We start from the raw sequence: 20,318 nt of genomic DNA, 5'->3' as shown, positions 1-20,318 counted from the left end.
AACGCCAGAAACCGGACCTGAAAGTCAACTCGCATGCCCGCCCAGCCCAGCAACGGCGCGGGATGCAACATGAACCCCACTGGTCCGCGACTTGATGCCACTTCATATGCCAGCGGCGGATCAATGGGGTAGAATGCCCACCCACTTCACCCCCGATCCTTGAGGACCGCCATGTTCAGCCGTGATTTGACCATTGCCAAGTACGACGCCGAGCTCTTCGAAGCCATGCAGCAAGAAGCTCTGCGCCAGGAAGAGCATATCGAGCTGATCGCCTCGGAAAACTACACCAGCCCGGCCGTCATGGAAGCCCAGGGTTCGGTACTGACCAACAAGTACGCCGAAGGCTATCCAGGCAAGCGCTACTATGGTGGCTGCGAATACGTCGACGTCGTCGAGCAGCTGGCCATCGACCGCGCCAAGCAACTGTTCGGTGCCGACTACGCCAACGTCCAGCCGCACGCCGGCTCCCAGGCCAACGCCGCTGTCTACCTGGCCCTGCTGTCGGCCGGTGACACCATTCTGGGCATGAGCCTGGCCCATGGTGGTCACCTGACCCACGGTGCCTCCGTCAGCTCGTCGGGCAAGCTGTACAACGCCGTGCAGTACGGCATCGATGGCAACGGCCTGATCGATTACGACGAAGTCGAGCGCCTGGCGGTCGAGCACAAGCCGAAAATGATCGTCGCCGGTTTCTCGGCCTACTCGCAGGTGCTGGACTTCGCCCGCTTCCGCGCCATCGCCGACAAGGTGGGTGCCTACCTGTTCGTCGACATGGCGCACGTGGCTGGCCTGGTCGCCGCCGGTGTCTACCCTAACCCGGTTCCTTTCGCCGACGTCGTCACCACCACCACGCACAAGACCCTGCGCGGTCCGCGCGGCGGCCTGATCCTGGCTCGCAAGAACGAAGAGATCGAGAAGAAGCTCAATTCCGCTGTATTCCCAGGCGCCCAGGGCGGCCCACTGGAGCACGTGATCGCGGCCAAGGCCATCTGCTTCAAGGAAGCCCTGCAGCCGGAGTTCAAGGCTTACCAGCAGCAAGTGGTGAAAAACGCCCAGGCCATGGCCAGCGTCTTCATCGAGCGCGGTTTCGACGTGGTTTCCGGTGGCACCGAAAACCACCTGTTCCTGCTGTCGCTGATCAAGCAGGACATCTCGGGCAAAGACGCTGACGCGGCGCTGGGCAAGGCGTTCATCACCGTCAACAAGAACTCGGTTCCTAACGACCCGCGCTCTCCGTTCGTCACCTCGGGCCTGCGTTTCGGCACCCCGGCCGTGACCACCCGCGGTTTCAAGGAAGCCGAGTGCCGTGAGCTGGCTGGCTGGATCTGCGACATCCTTGCCGACCTGAACAACGAAGCGGTGATCGACGCCGTGCGCGAGAAGGTCAAAGCCATCTGCAAGAAGCTGCCGGTCTACGGCAACTGATCGCTGATCGCCCACTGGAAAGCCCGGCCAAGTGCCGGGCTTTTTGCATCCTGCGTCTGGAACCCGTTCCGGTTAGTCCCCTCGCGCGTGTCGGCATAGCCTCCTGAGTGCATTCATGAACACTGGAGGTATACGATGAATCACAAAGCGCACTCTTTTCTCGCGACACTGCATGCAGCTGATTGCCCGTTGAACACCTTCGACAGCATGACGAACGACAATGTGGTACTGGCAAGCCCCCTGACCACGCCCGGATATGCCGTGGACGGCGCCGCTACGCTGGGTGCACTGAATTGTTCCGAAGACGATTGGCACCACGGTCAAGAACTGGGGCTGGTCACTTTCGAGAAATCCTCTGCTGTCCTACCCCTGTTGCTGTATTTCCGGCACAGTGAGGACGGCTACCGCCTCTACGTTCGCAGCGGAGCACATCTTCGTAAGGGGATTTTCGCGACAACGCATGGTCTGGTGGAAGTGAAGCGCATCGAGCAGCAAGACCCTACCGCTTGGAAAATCACCGAGGCGTCGAGCGGTAACGCGTTTGATCTGACAACCAGCGAAGGTGACCAGGTCGATATCAAACTGGAAAGCAAGGCAGGGCCGTGGGGACGTCATGCGCTCTACCCTGTTGGCGACTATTCGGTATGTCACGCCAATGCAGTTGGCCGCTCGCTCAAATTGGTCATTCAGGAGCGGAATGTAGATTGGCTCAAGCCAGCGTAGCGCTTTGAATGATGATCGTCGGCTGAAGACCGATAGATTGCCCAGCGAGTAGCTGGGCTTTTTGCGCTGCGGGTCCAATCGTCTGTACGCGTGTCATCAGGGCCACGCACCGGCTGGGCAACGCCTCGCCAGGCACAGAACCTCGTTACTGAAACTGCCTGGATTCGATACAGTAAGTCAGCAAGTCCTGGTCACTGTCGACGTTGAGCTTGCGCATCGCCGACACCTTCTGGGCGCTGACTGTCTTGTTGCTGCGCGACAGTTGCCGCGCGATATCACCTACGGTCATGCCAGTGACAAAGAGCCGGACGACTTCGAGCTCCCTGGGGGACAGCTGATTGAAGCGGGCCTCGACCTTCACTGCTTCGCGTACCACGGATGTAGGTGGCGGCAACGGGCTTCGGTACCGACGCCGCTTGCGGATGGCACTCAGCGCTTTTTCGATTTCATCATGCAGGTGGTTTTTTTGAATGACCCCTGCCACACCCAGTTCCTGAAGCCGGGAAAGAATCAACCCATTGGAAATCATGGTCAGAATGAGGACCTGGGTGTCCGGGAAGTGACGCAGAATGTACTCGATGAGCTTGAAGCCATCTCCGTAGGTACAATCCCCCGGCATATTGAAGTCGGTGATCAGGGTGCGGGGGTTGTGCAGGCGCAGTTGATCGATCAATTCCGATGAGTTGGTGGCTTGACCGACGACTTTATAGCGCCCGATGCGTTGAACGACTTCACGCACCCCCAGCAGGACGATGGGATGATCGTCAGCGATGACAACCTTGTGATGAGGCATGCAGAATTACTCCATTAGGGGACAAGGCTCATCCGGGAATCTCGTCTGACAAGCGCTGCGCGACCTTGGCAAGCCGCCTGCACAGAGCACGGACTTGCCCGCCCAGGCGTGCGTCGAGCGGCAGCTCCTGAAACATGTTTTCCAGCCGTTGACATGCGCCGTACAACGCCGTGGCATTGATGCTGGCCAGTGCACCGCTCAAGCTGTGCAACCGTTGTTCGACCAGAACCGCATCGTGCTCGATCACCCCCTTCTCCAACTGCTCGATATCGCTGGCCAACGTCTGGGCAAGCAATTGGCGCATGGGCTGGGACAGTTGAATCCAGCCTGAAAAATCATCCCTGCCCGGGTCGGGTGCAACGTGAGTGTCAATCGTTCCAGGGCAGTGGTTCATCAGTACCTGCCGAAGGGTACCAAGGCTCAGAGGCTTGACTATCCACGCGGTCATACCCGCTTGCAGGCAGCGCTCACCTTCTTCGCGCAGTGCATTGGCGGTGATGCCGATGATAGGTGCTTCGACACCTGCCTCTCGCAGCGCGCGGGTCAGCTCGTAGCCGTTCATCCTGGGCATGTTGATGTCGGTGATGACCATGTCGAAACGCTTGGATTGCCAAAGCTGAAGTGCCTGGTGGCCGTCAGCCGCGACGGTTGGGTAAGCCCCGATGGCTTCGAGCTGCTCACGCATGACCGCCTGGCTGACTGGGTTATCCTCTGCCACCAACACGCTCAATTTCAACGGCGCAGACGGCGCCTGCGAACCCTCTTTCGGCACAGGCACCAAGACCGGCGAGGAGGCCACGATTGGCAAGCGTATGAACAGGGAAAAGCTGCTCCCCAGACCGGGCTCACTGACCACGCGCATGGTACCGCCCATCGACTCACTCAAGCGTGAACAGATGGAAAGCCCGAGCCCTGCACCCCCACCTTCCTGCCCTGCGGACACCTGATAGAACGGTTTGAACAGATGCTCCAGGGCTTTTTCAGGGATACCTTTTCCGGTGTCCGTCACTTGCCATTGCAACAACACATCCTGGTCGCTTCGCTCTTGAACGATCAGGCGCAGACGTACGCGTCCGGAGGGGGTGAACTTGATCGCGTTGCCCAGCAAGTTGTGCAGGATCTGCCTGATTCGCCCGGCATCTCCTTCCACCCGTGCAGGCACTTGTGCGTCGATTTCAGCCTCAAGTTGCAGCCCTTTACTTTGCGCTGTGGCCTCGAAACTGGCATGCGCATCGTCGACCAGCTGACGCGGATCGAATGCGGCATGCTCGAAGGCCATCTGCCCAGACTCGATCTTGGTCACATCCAGAACATTACTGATCAGCTGGAACAGGACTGTCGACGAGGTTTCGATGATCTGCAGGTAATGCCTCTGGCGTTCGCTGAGTTCGGTCAGCGACAGCAGCTCAAGGTTGCCCAGCACACCGTAGAGCGGGGTTCTTATCTCATGGCTCATGGTGGCCAGGAAAACGGTTTTGGCTTCATTGGCCGCCGTTGCACGCTGGTGAGCCTGGTTGAGCTGCAATTGCTCGCCAACGTGGCGGGTGATGTCGTTGCAGCCGCATAGAAACACGTCTTCTCCGTCATAACGGGTAGCGACCGCCACCACCTGGACGTAACGCCCATCCACCAGCAGGCACAGTTCGCCCGGCGCCTGGTCACCGTGGTTATCACGCAGCAGTTGCAGCACCGCTGCGGTAACGCCTAGGTGTACCGCGCATTCGTTTTCCAACAACACCCTGTGATCATGTCGCCTCACGACGCACAGCCCGACCGGCACGTTGTGAAGGATGATGCGGCTGAAGGCCTCGCTTTCTGCAAGCCGGACTTGTGCTCGTTGGGCGGGCCGAACAATGCGCGACTTGTACCAGTGATTGACCCAGAGCCCTAGCAGGATCGCAGCGATGATTGTCAACGCCAGGCCAAGCAGCGGCCATTTGGCGTAGCGCAGAAAGTCCCCGTAACTGATGGCATACAGCCCAGTCCACGCGTCTCCCGACGAAGACATCATCTTGAAACGCAAGCCGCTACGGTTGAAGCTCAGGCCAAGCGGCGCCAGATCACCCTTGCTGCGCTCTCCCATCAAGACCTTGCCATCCGGGGAAATCAGGGTGAACTGGTTGTAGACCGATAACCTGAGCACACGCTCGAATTCGTCGATCTGCTCCGTATCCATTACGGCAGCCAAGACCATTGTCCGGTCGCCCGTCGTACTCGGCTTGAGGGTGTGCTCAGCCCCCAACTTCAGAAGCGCCACCATGCGCAGGTTGTCATTGTAAAGGCGTGCTGGCGCTCGCACCCAGTGGACATGCTGATCGGGTAGCAGGTCGGGTTGAGCCAGTAAGTGCACCAAGCGATCAACCACGGTCACATAATGGTGAGGCAACAGCGGCTGATGCTGACGTTGGTCGCCAGCCGCGGGGACGGCAATGCTCGCGCCGGTTCCCCGTTCGAGCACGAACAGCTGAGGCGATGCGTAGAACGAGCGGGCCCAGAACCCCCCGTAGTAGTCGGTCAGACGCAACCCCAACCCCAAGGCGCCGCGTATCTCCTGAGCCCGAAAGTCGCCGGTGTAGGCCAGGGTGAAGGGTAAGGAGAGTTCGAATCCTTTTGCCTTGACCAGTGTCTTGCCATCGACGCTCGTCGAATCGAGCATCATGACGCCCTGCTCCACCGGCGCAGGAAGCGCGCGACCGGCTGGCATGCTGTTGGCGAGATTGCGCAAGAAGATCTCATGCTCATGGATGATTTCGATCACCCGGGCAAAATGGAGCTCCAACCGCTGCTGTTCCGATTCCAGAAGGCGCGATACTGCCCAATAACAGGTACTGGACAACAGCAGCATGAGCCCGCTGAGCAGCAAGATGGCTTTGTTCAGGCGCTGAGAGCTGCGCGCAAGTTTATCCATGCGCAGGCTGGCATTTTTCATGGTGTTGATCGTCGACATCACGTTATGAAGATGAGAGTGCTCAAACAGACACAAAATTCATGCCATATGACGGCACATTGCAGATGCTGAAACGTTTCTTCGCCAACTCACCCCTCACTCGGAGAGCTGTCCGTTGAGCAATGGGAGCATGCCGTCTCGATCCACAGCCGGGGAGATGATGAACCCCTGCACCTGATGACACTGAGCCTTGCGGACAACTTCCAGCTCATCACGCGTTTCAACGCCTTCTGCTACTGTCACAAGCCCCAGTGCGCGGCCGAGGTGGACGGCACTGGCCAAAGCGATGGCCATGTCAGGATTGCTCGCACAACCACTGACCAGAGAGCGATCAATCTTCATTTCGGTGAAGGGCGTGGATACCAGGTTGGAATAGGAACTGTACCCCTTGCCGAAATCATCCTGGGCCAGGCCGAAGCCCATCATGCGCAGCCGGCACGTCCCTGCAAAGTAATCACTGGACCGTCGGGTGGTCGACGTTTCGGTCAGCTCGAAGGTGATGGTCCTGGGGTCGGCACCTCGCTCTCGGACCGTTCGGTACAACGTGTCGACCAGATCAGGACGGTCCAGCAGGTGTGTAGGCAGATTGATCGAGACCGGCAGCCTGTATCCTGCTGCGGCCCAGCGTGATTGAGCGGTGAGCGTTTGCTCAAGCATGTTGTACAGCAACGGCAAATCGAGCCTTGCAGATTCCAAATCGGCCAGAAATGCCCGCGGCAACAAAAGACCTTCGACCGGATGCAGCCACCTGGCCAGGGCCTCGGCACCGACGATCCTGCCGTCGAGCATGGATTTCTTGGGTTGAAACCACGCCTGGATCTCGCCCGCCTGCAGTGCACGGGTAAGCGCACTGACCGAATGGCCACCGGAACAGGATCGAGGTTGCAGATGGCCTTGATCGCAGGTGCTATCCATGTAGCGACGCAGTGCAGCGACATGATGACCCTGCACGGGCTTGCTGATCATGCCGGCCAGGCGGATACCGAGGTTTTCGGCGACCTTGCCAACGCCTGCGAGCACGCGCGCAGAGGCAGCGGTCATCAGCCCCAGCGCCGGAGGCGACGGTAGCAGGCTCATTCTCTGGATGAACTGTACCCCATCCAGTTGCGGCATCATCAGGTCAGTGACGACAAGGTGGAAGGCTTGATTGCGCAACTGCTCGATCGCCAGGTTGGCATCGGCTTGCAGCTCGACGTCGAACCCACCGACGGACCGGAACAGCTGAGCCAGGTACTGGTGTTGAAAGGGATGATCCTCGACGATCAAGACGCGGTGGATCATCAGGCCGAGCCCTTGCGATACGGCAGCAGGCACTGATAGAGCGCGTGCAGAGTGAAGGGCTTGACCAGAAACTGATCCATTCCGGCGCCCAGGCAACGCTCTGCCTCATCGAGCATGGCGTTGGCAGTTGCGCCGATGATGGGTAGGGCATGGCCCTGTTGGCGCAAGTTCTGCGCCAACTGATACCCGTTGAGTCTGGGCATGTTCACATCGGTCAGTACCAGGTCGAAGACCTCCTTCTGACACAGGGCCAGCGCTTGCTCGCCATCGTTGGCAAGGGTGACCGTGCAGCCGAGCTTCTCCAGTTGATCCCGCAGTATCAACTGGTTGATGACATTGTCCTCCGCCACCAGCACATGAATGCACAGTTTGGTTTCGATCATTGCCTGACGGGCCGTTGCGCTGTGTCGTGCCTCGATGCCCTGGGCCTGGCTCACCGCCTGGTTAAGGCACTGAAGATTGTTCAGCCCCACCTGCCAGTATTGAGCCGAAGGACGCGAAAGCGCGTGCTCATCGGCGCAGGCCAGTACCAATGGGCCAGGCCATTGCCTGATGACAGCCGAGCTGGCAGGCCCTGGACATAACTCGACCAGCACGATGCCCGGTTCATGACGGACGTCCGGCACGGCAATCACTTGCGCCCGGGCGCCCCAGCGACGTAGCCAGCCAGCGGCATGATCGGCCAGTTCGGGCACAGGTGAATAAACCATGACGCCCTGGTTGAGCAAAGGCTGGGCCCAGCTCTGGTCCTCATCGAGCGCCAATTGCCCCAGTGGCAGCGTGAACGAGAAGCTGCTGCCCAGACCCGGCTCGCTGAACACACGAATCGACCCGTTCATCAACTCGACCAGCCGCTTGCAAATGGACAGGCCAAGGCCGGTCCCTGCCACCGTGTTGGTACTGGGACCGCTCTGGAAGAACGGTTCGAACAAGTGTTGCTGGTCTTGCTCAGGGATGCCCTGCCCCGTGTCCACTACCTGCCAGCGCAGCATCATGCGATCACCTTCGACCCCAACCAGGTGAAGCCTGACCATGATTCGGCCACTGCGAGTGAACTTGACCGCGTTGCTAAGCAGATTGCCAAGGATCTGGCGCGTACGCGTCGTGTCACCCACTACCTGTTCAGGAAGCTGCGGATCCATGCAACTCAGCAACTGCAACCCTTTGGTGTGTGCGGCCCCCATATAGCCTTGCATGACGTCCTGGGTCAGCTCGACGGGTGAGAACGCACTGACCTCCAGCGCCAGCTGACCAGCCTCGATCTTGGACACATCCAGCACATCGCAGATCAGTTGCAGCAAGGTAGCCGATGAACCTTCGATGGCATTGAGGTACCCCCTTTGCTGGCTATCGAGGTGGGTGCGTGAAAGCAGTTCCAGCGTTGCCAGCATGCCGTAGAGCGGCGTGCGGATTTCATGGCTCATGGTGGCGAGAAACAGCGTTTTTGCTTCATTGGCAGCATCGGCCAGTGCCCTGGCCTGTTGCAGCGACAGCTCGGCGGTTTTTCGTTCGGTGATGTCGCTGAAGGCGCAGATCAGAACATCTTCACGTCGATAGCGGGTAGGTGCGTAACTCAGACACAGGTGACGGCCATCGGCCATTTGCAGCTCTTGTGTGCAACTGGTCTGCGCAGGCTTGCCGAACGCACGGGTAATCCAGTCCTGACAGACTCGGGTTCGCTCATCACCCATTACAAGCCACTGCTCGCTCAGCCGATTGGCCAGCACCACTGCACCGTCACTGCGGCGCAACACGCACAGCGCAACCGGGGCGGTGCGGATGACGGCACTGCTGAACGCTTCGCTCTCGACCAATGCCTCGATTCGAGCAGCTGCCGGGCGGATGAGTCGCACGTCGACCCGGCGGACCAGCCACAGCATCAACAGTGTGACGGCAACGCTGATCAGCACTGCCAGCCCGAACGGCAGAATCAGCGCCGGAATGATAGAGGCCAAGGGTGCGCTGTAGATGATCTGCCAGTCCGAATGGTCGAGCTGTTTGCGAATGGTCAGGCGGTCCGGGAGCCAATAGCCGCCCTCCCAACCGAAACCATCATCCACGCGCGTTGCCGTATGGCGCTGGGAAGTCAATTGCTGCTCGCGGTCCTTGCTGGCGATGATCTGGCTTGCGCTGTCGACCAGCTGGAAGTCACCCGCCTGCTCATGGCGCAACGCTGCGACCAACTGCGGGCCCTCGACTTCGAGCCCCAGCCAACCTGAAGCGCGGTCGCGCTCATCCATGGCAGTGAAAATGTAGAGCGAAGGCGGTTTATCGTCTCCAGGGTCTGCCAGCCAGATTTGCTCGTCCCCAGGTTCGCCGGTCGATCCACGCAGACGTTGCAGCACGGCGTTGGGGACCAGGGGTGGAACCTCAGGCCGGCTGTAGAGCCACTGCACCGAGGCATCCAGGGCGTGCGGCACGTAGACCAGGTTGGTCTGCTTGGCGCGTAGAAAATCCAGCATGCGTGGCGTCAGCCACAAGCTCCAGGTACCCCCGGGCTGACGGAGGAAAATGTGGACTTCCTCGCCTGGAATGTAGGTCTCGCTATCGCCCGCAGCAGCGGCGTGCTTGACCGTCGAGAGCCCCAGCGATCTGAGCAGGGTCTGACGGCTGACAAAGAAATCCTGAGCGTTGAAGATGGCCTCGTTCATGTACCTGCGCCGGGACGAAATCTCCTCGTTCAGGGTCATGCGCATGTAACCGTAGGCGCCGACATAGACACCCGCTACGAGGGTGATCGCAAACAGGCGTAAGAGATTACGCGCTGCAATAGGCGTCGACAGGTTCCACTGGGCGGCAGGTAACAGGTTGGCTAGCTTCATCCAGCCAGCCTAGGGGCGGCACCGACAGACCTGAATAGGACGAATCTCAATCTGGCGAGACGGTATGTGGCCTTACGGGCTGATGGACACCGCGTGCGTGATGGGCCGCTCACCGCGCTGCGCATTACCCTCATCATCCAGCCATGAAAAGCGAAACGTCGCGTCGCTCGGCGCGGTGGCCGGTGCCGTCTGATGCTGCGTACTGAACGGTGCCAGCATGGGCGCATCCAGAATGATCGAACGCTCGCCTTCGCCGATCTGTGCGTGGGAGAGGGAGATGTAGAACGGCGTCGGATTACGCAACTGCACACGGCGACCCTGGACCCTGACAACCAGGTGCGAAGGCGCTAGCTCGGCCTTGTTTGACAAACCCTTGGGCCGGTAGATGACTTTCAGCTGAGTGCGCAGGGTGATCGTCAGGCGCGTCGCGCCCTCCTCCAGCACCTCGCTTGGCCGAGGTGGAATCTCGTACACATTAAGCCAGTACAGCGACTCTCGGTCCTGGGCAAGCACCTGCCCGGTCGTCACGAGGCGCACGCTTCGCTGCTGTTGGGGTTCAAGCCTGAACATCGGAGGAAGCGGCATGATCGGTGCGCTTGCCGTGTCCGGGGTAACAGCCAGATCCCCATTGTCGATCCAGGTCTGGACCACGACCGGATAGGCGTTTTGATTGACCAGCGCCAGTGAGGTTTCGCGCTGGCCCTCATGCACGATGACCCTCGTGCGCTCGGCAGTGACCCCAGCGTTGGCGGGGGTGCTGATCAGCACGGCGACCAGCAGCAGCAGACGCTGCCCGCAGCTATTGAACACGTATCACCACCTGCGCTGTGGCCTCGACCCGGCCGGGCCTTACGGTAGGCATGGTGCCGGTGGAGAGTTTCTCCAGACGCGCTCGGAATGTCTCGGTGTACTGACCGATGCCATTGACGGTACCGGTCAGGTTGGCAGCGCTGCTGATCACCGGGTACCAACCCCGGCCAGCCGCGCCGCTGCCATTGGCAGAATCCTCATTGGCCAGCAAATTGATGGGCGCACCGTCGCGCAGCAACTGTATGCCTACTCCCTGCGCCACACCTGCCTGGCCATAACGGTCCGCCAGCAGGTAGGTAAGGCCGCCCTGGGCATTGACCAAACCCAGGGAAGACGACGCAGCCAGGGCACCGGATGAAACCTTGATGCCAATGGCCGTGCCGTTGGCGCTGGTGCTGTTGACGATGTTGCTCTGGCAGCGAAAGTTGATCTGAAAAGGCATTTCGCGGCGCCCGCCCGCGTTGATCTCGCTCACGCTGATCGAGGGAAACACCACATAGGGAGTAACACTGGTGACGCTGCAGGTGGGGTAACGCTTGAGCGTGACCTTGTTGTACAAGCCCAACGCTCCCGGCCAGTTTCCGTACCAGCCACTCCAGTTTCCATAGTGCGTTTGACCCACTGTTGGATAGGCCAGCCCTGGCCCCTTGATGGCGATATAGGCCGCCGCCTGTGCGTAGGCGTAGAGCTGCGATGGGACGGTTTCGCTGTAGTAGTTGTAACTGGGGTCTTTCGGTGCACTGTATAGCTCCGCGCGTACGGCACTGAGGTTCTTGGCCTTGACCAACTGGAAGCCGCGAGAATCGATGTCCAGGCCAGTGAGCCTGCGCTCGCGCCAAATGTGGGTAAAAGGCTCGCCGCTTTCGAGATGAAATAGCTTCAACAGCACATTCGGCCAGGCTGTCCTGTAGGCGTCTTGCAAACCAATACTTTGACCGACGCTGTCGCCCCCTTGGTACCAACCGCTATAGAGGTCATCGCCATTGGTGGACCACATTTCGTAAACCGCATCTTGCCCCGCGCAGCGAAAAAATACGTACTCCGGATTGTAGCCAGCGGTCACACCATACTGCGTGAAGGGCACTACGGAACTCGCAATCAACGTGCCATAGGGTTGAAAGCTTGGATCACTGACGTTGATCACACTCGGTAAGCCCAATGATCCATTGCAGGTATCGCACGCCCCGGCCCAGCTGCCGGCAGTTCCCTCACCAGGCCTGATAGCAGTGTTGGCCGTGGTAGTGGCGCCCCCCACAGAGGTCACTTTATAGCAGGTCGCCCAGGCGTGCTGAACGGTTACGAACATGAAGGCTGCCAATAGCCAGGCCCTGAGCGTCATGTGGGTTCCTCGTTAGGCGTGCATATACTTTTCAGATGAATGAAGCCCTGGCTGTCATGGGCGTTGCTGCTGTTGACGTCGAAGGGCAACAGGCATGCCTGGTCAGGGCCTGCGCCCCAGCGAACCTGCAGGTGCCCGCTATCAGCCTCGGCGCGTGCATACACCTGTCCTCCCTGCCCCACCATGCCAATGATGGTGCCCTGCTCATCCAGCACATCGGCGCCCAGCGCGATAGCCCCGCCGCCCGGCAAGCTGGCCTGGATCAACAAGGCATGGCCGATCAACGTCTTGAAATCCACCACCACCGCAGCACCGGCGTAGGGCGCGACCTTTCGCTCCGTTTCGATCAGCTCGGCCTGATCACCCATGCCGCTGGGGTCGAGCCCTACCGGGTTGTACCGGTAGGGCGACAACGAAGGCACCAGCGCATAGCCATCAGCGTTCACACGAGCCCCCTGCCCGCCCCGGATGGTCGCGCCACCTGCGCCTTTGGCCCGCACCAGCGCGAAGGTGTCGCCCACATAAGGCCCCAAGGTCAGACCGCCTTCATGCAAGACAGCTGCACCGCGAATGCCGCCATTGATTTGCCGGTAATCGGCGCTTTGCGAGTAGCCACCGTTGAAGGTGGCAACGGCGCTCTGTGCCTGGAGATTGCCAGTCCAGTTCGTCCCGCGTCCGGCGCTGTCACGACTGGCTGCGATTGCGTAGCTCATGTCGCGTTGGGCGCCCAGGGTGCCGTTGATCCCCGTCTGGAGACTGCTGCCCCGGGTATCACCTGAGCGCTGCGTCAGCATCGAGCTGATGCTCGGTGCCCGGGTCGAGTTGCCCAGGGGCATGGAGAACGTCAGCGTCAGGGTGTTGGTACGACTGCTGGTGTCGCGCTGGTCTGCCGGGTTTGCGAAATCGGGCACGGCACTGGTTACCGTGTCCCGGTACCACGTCGTGCGCTGGCGTGAATAGGCCAGGCTGTAATTGAGCTGCCGCCAGGTGTTGGAATAACCGAACTGCACCTGCGTATCACGGCTTTTGCCGTCGTAATAGTCGCTGCTCGAGCCAGACAGGTACAGGTTTCCGTACCCCCCCAGCCCCTGGTTGACCAGCAAGGTCAGCTGGTTACGCTGCTTGAAACTGGTCGAGTCCCAACTGTCACCGCGCTCGGAGGCCTGCCGCGCACCTAGCGCATCGGCCAGATCCCGGTACCCTTGGGTTGAGTATCGATAGCCGGCAAGGTTGAGGGTGGTGTTGGTTGGCTGGAAGGTACGGCTGTAGCTAAGCCCCATGCGCCAGCCTTGCTTGCGCTGTTGGTTTTCAACGGTGGCACTGGAAAACGTGCTGTTGACCCCGAAGGCACCATAGGGCGTTGCCAGTACGCCACCGCCCAGCACGGCGAGGTAATCCTGCGCTACCCGAGCGCCCAGGTTGGCGGAAAGTGCATTGCTAAGGCCCCGTTGATAAGTGGCCTCGGCAAAAGCCCCTTGGTTCGCGCCCGTCTGGCGTACCTCACCGAGCGTGGCGCTGTAGCGAGAGATACCCGGACGGATGGAGTCGGGCACCGCCGCATAAGGGACAGTGAAGCGCGTGACGCTGCCGTCGGCCTCGATTACCTGCACGTCCAAGTCACCGTTGTAGGCCGTACCGTACAGATCGTCGATCACAAAGGGACCCGCCGCCACTGTGGTTTCATGCACCTTGCGGCCGTTCTGGCTGATTACCACGCGCGCGTTGCTCACCGCCGTGCCGCGCACTTGTGGGGCATATTGACGCTGAGAGTCGGGCAGCATGCGATCGTCGCTGGCCAGCCGCACGCCTCGAAAGCCGATGCTACCGAACAGGTTGCCCTCGGTAAAACTGTCACCGACCGTCAGTTCGCTCTGCCAAGGGGCAATGGCACGCTGAGCATAGGTGCGAATGCTGTTCCAGCGGCTGACCGCGGCGCCGCCGAAGCTTGAGTAGCTGTAGTTGGACTGATGCCGCAAACGCCAGAGCCCAACGTTCACCCCCGTGTTCAGGCCCAGGTAACCGTAATTGGCCGCCTCGCTTGCTGAGGCTTCGTAGCGCGAGTTGTACAGGCTTGCGTCGTAGTTGACGAAGCCCATCATACCGCCTGCGTCCCAGTCCTGCGGATCGACGTAGCCGCGCGGCTTGATGTCGAGCAATGCCTGGGGCACGGAGAGGTCCAGGCGCAAGCGGGCTGAGTCATATTGGAACGTTGACCCTGGTAGCCGCGTGCTCAGCGCCAGGCACTGGCCCGCGTCGGCGGTAGGGGTTTCAAGCTTGCGGGCGTTCATGTGTCGATGCAAAAACCGTTCGGAAAAACAAGGTTCGACAGCATCGTCTTGCAGTCGAAAACTCACGTCGCTTCGGTTCACGTAGTGCGTGTTCACGTACACATCGACCAGGTAAGTACCCGGGTCGATCTGCTGCACCCGATTGAAGCGCTCCAGGCTGCCACCGGCCAGCCCCGAGCCCAGCAACAGGCTGTCGTCGAAACGGTAGTCGCCTTCGCCGTGGGCCAGCCGGGCCATCATCCAGGCAATGCTGCCCAGCAGGACCGAGGTGCGCCGCACATTAGCGCTGCAAGGCATGAGTGATGCCCACACGTGCACCATAGTCGTTGATCAACTGCGCCGTGAGCTGCGGCGCTGTACCTGTGAGCGCTCCGGTAGCCTCTGGCGTCCAGTGCACCGAGCCGTAGGGCGGCACCATGGCAGCATGGAGTTTCACCTGTCTGTTGCCGACAGTGATCGTCGCAGCCCCGAACGAGGCATAGAAGCCCGTCGGATTATCGACGAGCACTTGCCAGCTGGCGCCGTTTTCGACCAGGCTGAAACGTAATTTTTCAGGCAACTGCTCGACCGCGCCTGCGATGCCAGCAGGCCGGTAGAACAGCTTCAGGCGATTGCGCAGGATCAGCAGCATCTGGCTTCTGTCGGCCTGTGCAGCGTTGCGCGGGGGGATCTGGAGCACGTTCAGATAGAACACCGACTCCCGGTCCTGGGGGAGCGCGGCGCCGGTATATATGAGCCTCAGGGATTGTCCGCTGCCCGGAGCCACGCGTGACACGGCCGGATTGACCATGAACGGAGCCTTGGCGGTTTCAGGTGTGGAGGCGGGGTCATCGACGTCCACCCAGGCCTGCACAACATTGGCAAAGGGGTCCTGGTTGGTGAGCTGCAGGGTTTTTTCCTTCGCATTTCCGGGATAAATGACCCGCGTCCCCGTCACTACCACGCTGGCCTGGACGAGGGTGGCGCCCGTCATGCCTAGCACGAAGGCAAGCGCAATGGCGACCAGCCTGAGCCGGCCCACTGGCAAAGTTCTCATGCAGATACCTCGAAGGCCTGCCGCTCTGGATACAAGCCCCATGGCGGCAGTCGGAAAAAGTGGCGTGCGCCAATCACTCGTAACGCAGGGTGTAAGTAACGGCGCCAAGGACAGGGCCTGCCGTAACGGTGGCGGCCTCGGACACGTAACGCACGGCATAGTCGTGGCTTGTGGAGGTCTGGCCGGAACTCAGGATGATTTGTCCGGCGGTGACGGCCGCACCACCTGCCAGGTCCACCGGGCTGCCGCCGGGTGCGTCGAGCAACTGCAGTGCAACGCCGGTCGCGCCATTGGCGGCGGTGTTGGTCAGGTTGCCCAGCGACGTCGGGTTGGTGGCCTGGAACAGCGTGGTGAATTGCTCGTTGGCGTCGGTCGGCGCGGCGCAGCCGGTCAGGCGCAGGGTGAATTGGGTTTCCCCGGTATTTTTGCCGATGCTGCCGTTCAGCGCACTGGCTGGCACGCTTTGCATGACAACGGTTGGCTCGGTGTTGCCATCGACGACAGCCGAGCAGGTCTGGTCGGTGACCTCGCCGCTGAACGTGATGGTGTTGGCCGCGTTTGCCAGGCCAGGCACGGCCAGGGTTGCAGCTGCAGCAAAAGCGATAGCGCGAATATTCATTACAGCGTCCTGTGGTTGTTATGTGGGCTGCGCATAGAATGCAGCCCTGGCGCTGTTGGATAACTCAGACGAGTCTTAAAACGGCTACACGCGCTCGATTGCCGCATCCCCCAGCAGCGCTGCGCCTTTTTCCAAGCAGGTACGCTCTTGACCAAAGACCAACTCGAAACCCGGCAGACACCCGTGTATTTCGCCACCGTGCTGGCAGCCATCGCCTTCGGCCTTGTAGCCGATATCACTAGCGCTGTTCTGGAAGCACTGATCACACCAGCCATCGCCGTGCTGATGTACGCCATGTTCCTGCAAATCCCCTTTCTGCACCTGCGCGCAAGCCTGGCAAATCGGCGGTTCATGACAGCCTTGCTCCTGGCCAATTTTGTGCTGGTGCCCGTCCTGGCTTGGGCGTTGACCCGTGGGCTGACAGGCCACCCGGCCTTGCTCATCGGCGCCCTGCTGGTCCTGCTGGCACCCTGCATCGACTACGTGGTGGTGTTCACGCACATGGGCAAGGGCGATGCACGGCTCATGCTGGCCGCAACACCCGTGCTGTTGCTGCTGCAACTGGTGCTTCTGCCGCTTTACCTGACGCTCATGATCGAAGACGACCATGCGATAAGCCTGACGGTCGGGCCTTTCGTGCAGGCGTTCTTGCTGATGATCGCCGTGCCATTGGCCTTGGCGGTGCTGACCAGTGCGCACGTGGCCAAAGCAGAGCGGATCAGTCGCTGGAACGACGCCTGGGCGTGGATGCCCGTGCCGGCGATGGCCCTCGTGCTGTTCGTGGTGATCGCCTCGCAGATCGGCATGGTATTGCACAGGCTGGACCAATTGCTGCCGGTGGTGCCGGTGTACCTGGGCTTTGCGCTTTTGGCACCGGTCATTGGCTGGGCGACGGCAAGGTTGATGGGCTTGCCTGTACAACAAAAGCGCGCCGTGATGTTCAGTGCTTCGACGCGCAATTCGTTGGTAGTGTTGCCGTTGGCGCTCGCCTTGCCAGAGCAGATACGAACGCTGGCAGCAGCGGCGGTGATCACGCAGACATTGGTCGAGCTGATCTGCGAGTTGGTGTACGTGCGGGCGATTCCAGTGATCGCCCGCACGTAGGCGGCTTCAGCTGACCACGTGCAGGTAGTGCAGGTGGCGCTCGTACTGGTCGAGGATGTCGCCGATCACATCTTCACGGCTCCAGCCCATGACGTCGTAGTCCTGCCCACCCTGGCGCAGGTACACCTCCGCACGGAAATACTTGCGTGAATCATTGCTGTCGTCGGTTTCGCGCAACACGAAGCTCGGGGTGTTGAACGCACGCGGGCGCACTTCGTACCGGAAACGGCCTTCGCCGGCATGGGACAGTTCCAGTGCAACGCGGCCGTCTTCACGTTCATCGACAGTGACGTCATAGCCCTGCTTGCGCAGTTCCTGAGCAACTTCCTCGCAGGCTGGCTTCACCACCTCACCAATGAACCGGGTGACGTGAGCGCGACGCGGCATCATGGCGATGTTGCGCAGACGGCGCTGCCATCCACCGTGGTTCTGCCGGTGCTGACGCTGGCCAGGTAGCGCCTGTGTGCGCAGGCCGCGGCGCGTGGCGTCCATGCCTAATGCCTTGAACAGCCCCCACATGGCCACCAGCAGGATGATCGCAAAGGGTAAGGCACTGGCGATAGTGGCCGCCTGCAACGCCTTCAATCCATTGGCCAACAGCAGGGCAATGGCCACCGCGCCAGTTGTGATCGACCAGAACACGCGTTGCCACAACGGCGATTGCCCCTTGCCGGTGGAGGCCAGCATGTCGATGACCAATGCACCCGAGTCGGCGGAGGTGACGAAGAACACCACCACCATCAGCACTGCCACCATGGAAATGGCCGTTGACCAAGGGAATTGTTCAAGGAATGCAAACAGGGCCAGTGAACTGTCCTTGTCCACCACCGCCGCGAGTTCCTTGACACCCCCATGCAGAATCATATGGATGGCCGAGTCGCCGAATACCGTCATCCACAGCAGGGTGAAACCGGCAGGCACGAACAAGACGCCGCAGACGAACTCACGAATGGTCCGGCCACGCGAGATGCGTGCGATGAACAACCCGACAAAGGGCGACCAGGAAAGCCACCAGCCCCAGTAGAGCAGGGTCCAGCCACCAATCCAGTCGGTGGGTTCGTAGGCGAAGAGGTTGAAGGTCTTGCTGACGATGTCAGACAGATACGCGCCAGTGTTCTGCACATACGCTTGCAGCAGAAATACCGTCGGCCCTACGGTGAGCACGAACAGCATCAGTATGGCGGCAAGGCCAAGATTGACCTCGGGCAGAATCCGGACGCCCTTGTCGAGCCCGCTCGCTACCGAGAGCGTGGCCAAGGTACACGTCACGGCAATGAGGATCACCTGGACGGTCGTGTTGATCGGCAAGTCGAACAACTGGTTGAGGCCGCTGTTGATCTGCAGCACGCCGTAGCCCAGCGATGTCGCGACACCGAAAACCGTACCCAGAATGGCGAAGATGTCTACGGCATGGCCGATGGGTCCGTAGATGCGCTCACCGATCAGCGGATACAGTGCTGATCGCAGCGTCAGCGGCAGGCCGTTGCGGAAACTGAAGTAGGCCAGGATCAACGCCACCATGGCGTAAATGGCCCATGCATGCAGCCCCCAGTGGAAGAACGTGATGTTCATGGCCTCCCGGGCAGCGGCAACGGTGTTGGGGTCGCCCACAGGGGGGTTGATGAAATGCATGACCGGCTCGGCTACGCCAAAGAACATCAGGCCGATGCCCATACCGGCAGAGAAGAGCATGGCGAACCAGCTCTTGTTGCGGTAATCCGGCTCGCTATGGTCAGGCCCGAGCTTGATATCGCCATATCGACTGATGGCGAGGAAGACCACGCAGATCAATATCAACGCGACAGACAGAATGTAGAACCAGCTGGCATTGGTGATGATCCATTGCTGAACCGCTTCGAACACACCTTGGGCATGCTCTTGAAACAAAGTGGCATACAGCACCAATAACAGGATCAGTACGGCACTGGTGAAAAAGACAGGCGGGTTGATGGTACTCGTGCGTTGTTGTTCTTCAGGCATAGGCATTGCTCCTTCTGACGTTCAGCGCTGCGCTCCATGGTTGGGCAGTCAGAACACGACTGCCCGTGGCGCATGATGAATGGAAGATGCTGAAACCTTACCGTCAGTTCCAGCGTTTCCCAAACTTAAACGCTTCGTTTGCCTTGCAGATGCTCTGGAACCCGTCAGCCGAGGCTTAATTTGAGCTCGGCAATGTGCTCGGGGCCAATGCCGCAGCAGCCACCTACCAGGCTGGCGCCGCGTGCGCGCCAGTCCTTGGCCCAGGCCAGGTAGCCCGGTGGGTCCAGGTCTTCGCGCAGTTCGTCCAGCCCGTCGTTGGCGGTGGCTTCCTTGGGCTGGGGCGGGAAGGCATTGGCATAGGCGCCGATGGCGACTTCTCCACCCTGCTGATCGATGACCGAACGAGCGACATCGATGGCCGCGCCGATCACTTCTGGCTGGCTGCAGTTGAACAGCACCGCTGCCGCGCCGAGCTCGATCACCGCTTGCACCGCCTCGGCCACCGGCTCACCGGAGCGCAGGCGCGGCACCGTATCGACGTCTTCGTCCTGCAAGGTGAAGGACACCCAGAACGGGCGGCCGTCTTCGGGCAGGTGGGCACGTATGGCGCGCACTTCAGGGATCGCGCTCTGGGTTTCGGCAAGCCACAGGTCAACGTGTGGCGCCAGGCCCTCTAGCAGCGGCCGCAGGACTTCCTCGACGCGCTCAGGCTGGAACAGGTCGGGACGATAGGACCCGAACAACGGCGGCAGCGAACCGGCCACCCTCACTGGGTGCGGGCCGGTGTCGGCCGCGTGGCGGGCCAGTTGACCGGCGACATTGGCCAACTGCCGGCCCTCTTCGGCAAAGCGCGCTTCACCAATGTGGAAGGGGACGACCGCATAGCTGTTACTGGTGATGACCTGGGCACCTGCGGCAATGAACGCCGCGTGCACCCCCACCACCGCTTCCGGGGCCTCGGTCAACGCCAGTGCAGACCACTCTGGCTGGCGGAACGGCGCACCGCTGCGCTGCAGTTCGCGGCCCATGCCACCGTCGAGAATCACCATCGCTCGCTCTTTCATATAACTACTCTAAAGGTGCTTATGAATAAAATTCATTATGTGGGTTGGATATATAACTATTTAATACCCTAATACTCATTTGGCCAA

The 20,318-nt window shown here is 60.5% G+C and carries 14 protein-coding genes; 3 read left to right on the top strand and 11 right to left on the bottom strand.

Annotated features, from left to right (window positions below; translation table 11 throughout):
• The first annotated feature begins 171 nt into the window (after positions 1–171).
• Entirely contained in the window at positions 172–1,425 is a 1,254-nt protein-coding gene (glyA, locus tag B2Y33_RS12360) for a serine hydroxymethyltransferase (RefSeq protein ID WP_023533265.1), read from the top strand.
• Positions 1,426–1,560: 135 nt separating this feature from the next.
• Positions 1,561–2,148, top strand: a complete 588-nt coding sequence (locus B2Y33_RS12355; RefSeq protein ID WP_027915483.1) for a hypothetical protein — start codon at positions 1,561–1,563, stop codon at positions 2,146–2,148.
• Between the two features lie 145 nt (positions 2,149–2,293).
• Here B2Y33_RS12355 and B2Y33_RS12350 read toward each other — a convergent pair whose 3' ends face one another.
• The 9 genes from B2Y33_RS12350 to B2Y33_RS12310 all read right to left on the bottom strand — a co-directional run bounded on the left by B2Y33_RS12350 (position 2,294) and on the right by B2Y33_RS12310 (position 16,083).
• Positions 2,294–2,941, bottom strand: a complete 648-nt coding sequence (locus tag B2Y33_RS12350) for a response regulator (RefSeq protein ID WP_027915484.1) — start codon at positions 2,939–2,941, stop codon at positions 2,294–2,296.
• A 28-nt stretch (positions 2,942–2,969) separates the two neighbouring features.
• Entirely contained in the window at positions 2,970–5,870 is a 2,901-nt protein-coding gene (locus B2Y33_RS12345; protein ID WP_027915485.1) for an ATP-binding protein, read from the bottom strand.
• A 114-nt stretch (positions 5,871–5,984) separates the two neighbouring features.
• Complete coding sequence (locus B2Y33_RS12340) at positions 5,985–7,172, bottom strand: EAL domain-containing response regulator (RefSeq protein WP_097223527.1); 1,188 nt, start codon at positions 7,170–7,172, stop codon at positions 5,985–5,987.
• Entirely contained in the window at positions 7,169–9,991 is a 2,823-nt protein-coding gene (locus B2Y33_RS12335; RefSeq protein WP_027915487.1) for an ATP-binding protein, read from the bottom strand. The genes B2Y33_RS12340 and B2Y33_RS12335 overlap by 4 nt, the downstream gene beginning before the upstream one ends.
• 72 nt (positions 9,992–10,063) lie before the next feature.
• Complete coding sequence (locus tag B2Y33_RS12330; RefSeq protein ID WP_033695094.1) at positions 10,064–10,801, bottom strand: fimbrial biogenesis chaperone; 738 nt, start codon at positions 10,799–10,801, stop codon at positions 10,064–10,066.
• Positions 10,791–12,140, bottom strand: a complete 1,350-nt coding sequence (locus B2Y33_RS12325) for a fimbrial protein (protein ID WP_042139696.1) — start codon at positions 12,138–12,140, stop codon at positions 10,791–10,793. Before B2Y33_RS12325 ends, B2Y33_RS12330 begins: the two co-directional genes overlap by 11 nt.
• The gene (locus tag B2Y33_RS12320) at positions 12,137–14,668 is read right to left on the bottom strand and encodes a fimbria/pilus outer membrane usher protein (protein WP_241194966.1); all 2,532 of its coding nucleotides are present in this window, start codon (positions 14,666–14,668) and stop codon (positions 12,137–12,139) included. The genes B2Y33_RS12325 and B2Y33_RS12320 overlap by 4 nt, the downstream gene beginning before the upstream one ends.
• A gap of 40 nt (positions 14,669–14,708) precedes the next feature.
• Complete coding sequence (locus B2Y33_RS12315) at positions 14,709–15,464, bottom strand: fimbrial biogenesis chaperone (protein ID WP_027915491.1); 756 nt, start codon at positions 15,462–15,464, stop codon at positions 14,709–14,711.
• A 73-nt stretch (positions 15,465–15,537) separates the two neighbouring features.
• Entirely contained in the window at positions 15,538–16,083 is a 546-nt protein-coding gene (locus B2Y33_RS12310; protein WP_206405828.1) for a fimbrial protein, read from the bottom strand.
• A gap of 147 nt (positions 16,084–16,230) precedes the next feature.
• Between B2Y33_RS12310 and B2Y33_RS12305 the strand changes: the two genes are divergently transcribed.
• Positions 16,231–17,187 (top strand): arsenic resistance protein, encoded by a 957-nt coding sequence (locus B2Y33_RS12305; protein ID WP_206405829.1) that lies wholly within the window; start codon positions 16,231–16,233, stop codon positions 17,185–17,187.
• A gap of 6 nt (positions 17,188–17,193) precedes the next feature.
• Here the strand turns inward: B2Y33_RS12305 and betT are convergent, their stop codons facing one another.
• On the bottom strand, positions 17,194–19,167 hold the full coding sequence (gene betT, locus B2Y33_RS12300; RefSeq protein ID WP_288632960.1) for a choline BCCT transporter BetT: 1,974 nt from the start codon (positions 19,165–19,167) through the stop codon (positions 17,194–17,196).
• 164 nt (positions 19,168–19,331) lie between these two features.
• Positions 19,332–20,216 (bottom strand): homocysteine S-methyltransferase family protein, encoded by an 885-nt coding sequence (locus B2Y33_RS12295; protein ID WP_206405837.1) that lies wholly within the window; start codon positions 20,214–20,216, stop codon positions 19,332–19,334.
• Positions 20,217–20,318 lie beyond the last annotated feature (102 nt).

The sequence above is a fragment of the Pseudomonas sp. UBA5666 genome, from assembly GCF_002420785.1.
GTDB classification, from domain to species: domain Bacteria; phylum Pseudomonadota; class Gammaproteobacteria; order Pseudomonadales; family Pseudomonadaceae; genus Aquipseudomonas; species Aquipseudomonas fulva.
This window is presented reverse-complemented; position numbering and strand designations above follow the sequence as displayed.

Excerpts from the sequence above, each read along its gene's own strand:
- glyA (WP_023533265.1), top strand. The coding sequence starts at position 172 with ATGTTCAGCCGTGATTTGACCATTGCCAAGTACGACGCCGAGCTCTTC.
- B2Y33_RS12315 (WP_027915491.1), bottom strand. The coding sequence starts at position 15,464 with ATGAGAACTTTGCCAGTGGGCCGGCTCAGGCTGGTCGCCATTGCGCTT.
- B2Y33_RS12295 (WP_206405837.1), bottom strand. The coding sequence starts at position 20,216 with ATGGTGATTCTCGACGGTGGCATGGGCCGCGAACTGCAGCGCAGCGGT.
- B2Y33_RS12325 (WP_042139696.1), bottom strand. The coding sequence starts at position 12,140 with ATGACGCTCAGGGCCTGGCTATTGGCAGCCTTCATGTTCGTAACCGTT.
- B2Y33_RS12320 (WP_241194966.1), bottom strand. The coding sequence starts at position 14,668 with ATGATGGCCCGGCTGGCCCACGGCGAAGGCGACTACCGTTTCGACGAC.
- betT (WP_288632960.1), bottom strand. The coding sequence starts at position 19,167 with ATGCCTGAAGAACAACAACGCACGAGTACCATCAACCCGCCTGTCTTT.
- B2Y33_RS12350 (WP_027915484.1), bottom strand. The coding sequence starts at position 2,941 with ATGCCTCATCACAAGGTTGTCATCGCTGACGATCATCCCATCGTCCTG.
- B2Y33_RS12335 (WP_027915487.1), bottom strand. The coding sequence starts at position 9,991 with ATGAAGCTAGCCAACCTGTTACCTGCCGCCCAGTGGAACCTGTCGACG.
- B2Y33_RS12310 (WP_206405828.1), bottom strand. The coding sequence starts at position 16,083 with ATGAATATTCGCGCTATCGCTTTTGCTGCAGCTGCAACCCTGGCCGTG.
- B2Y33_RS12355 (WP_027915483.1), top strand. The coding sequence starts at position 1,561 with ATGAATCACAAAGCGCACTCTTTTCTCGCGACACTGCATGCAGCTGAT.
- B2Y33_RS12345 (WP_027915485.1), bottom strand. The coding sequence starts at position 5,870 with ATGAAAAATGCCAGCCTGCGCATGGATAAACTTGCGCGCAGCTCTCAG.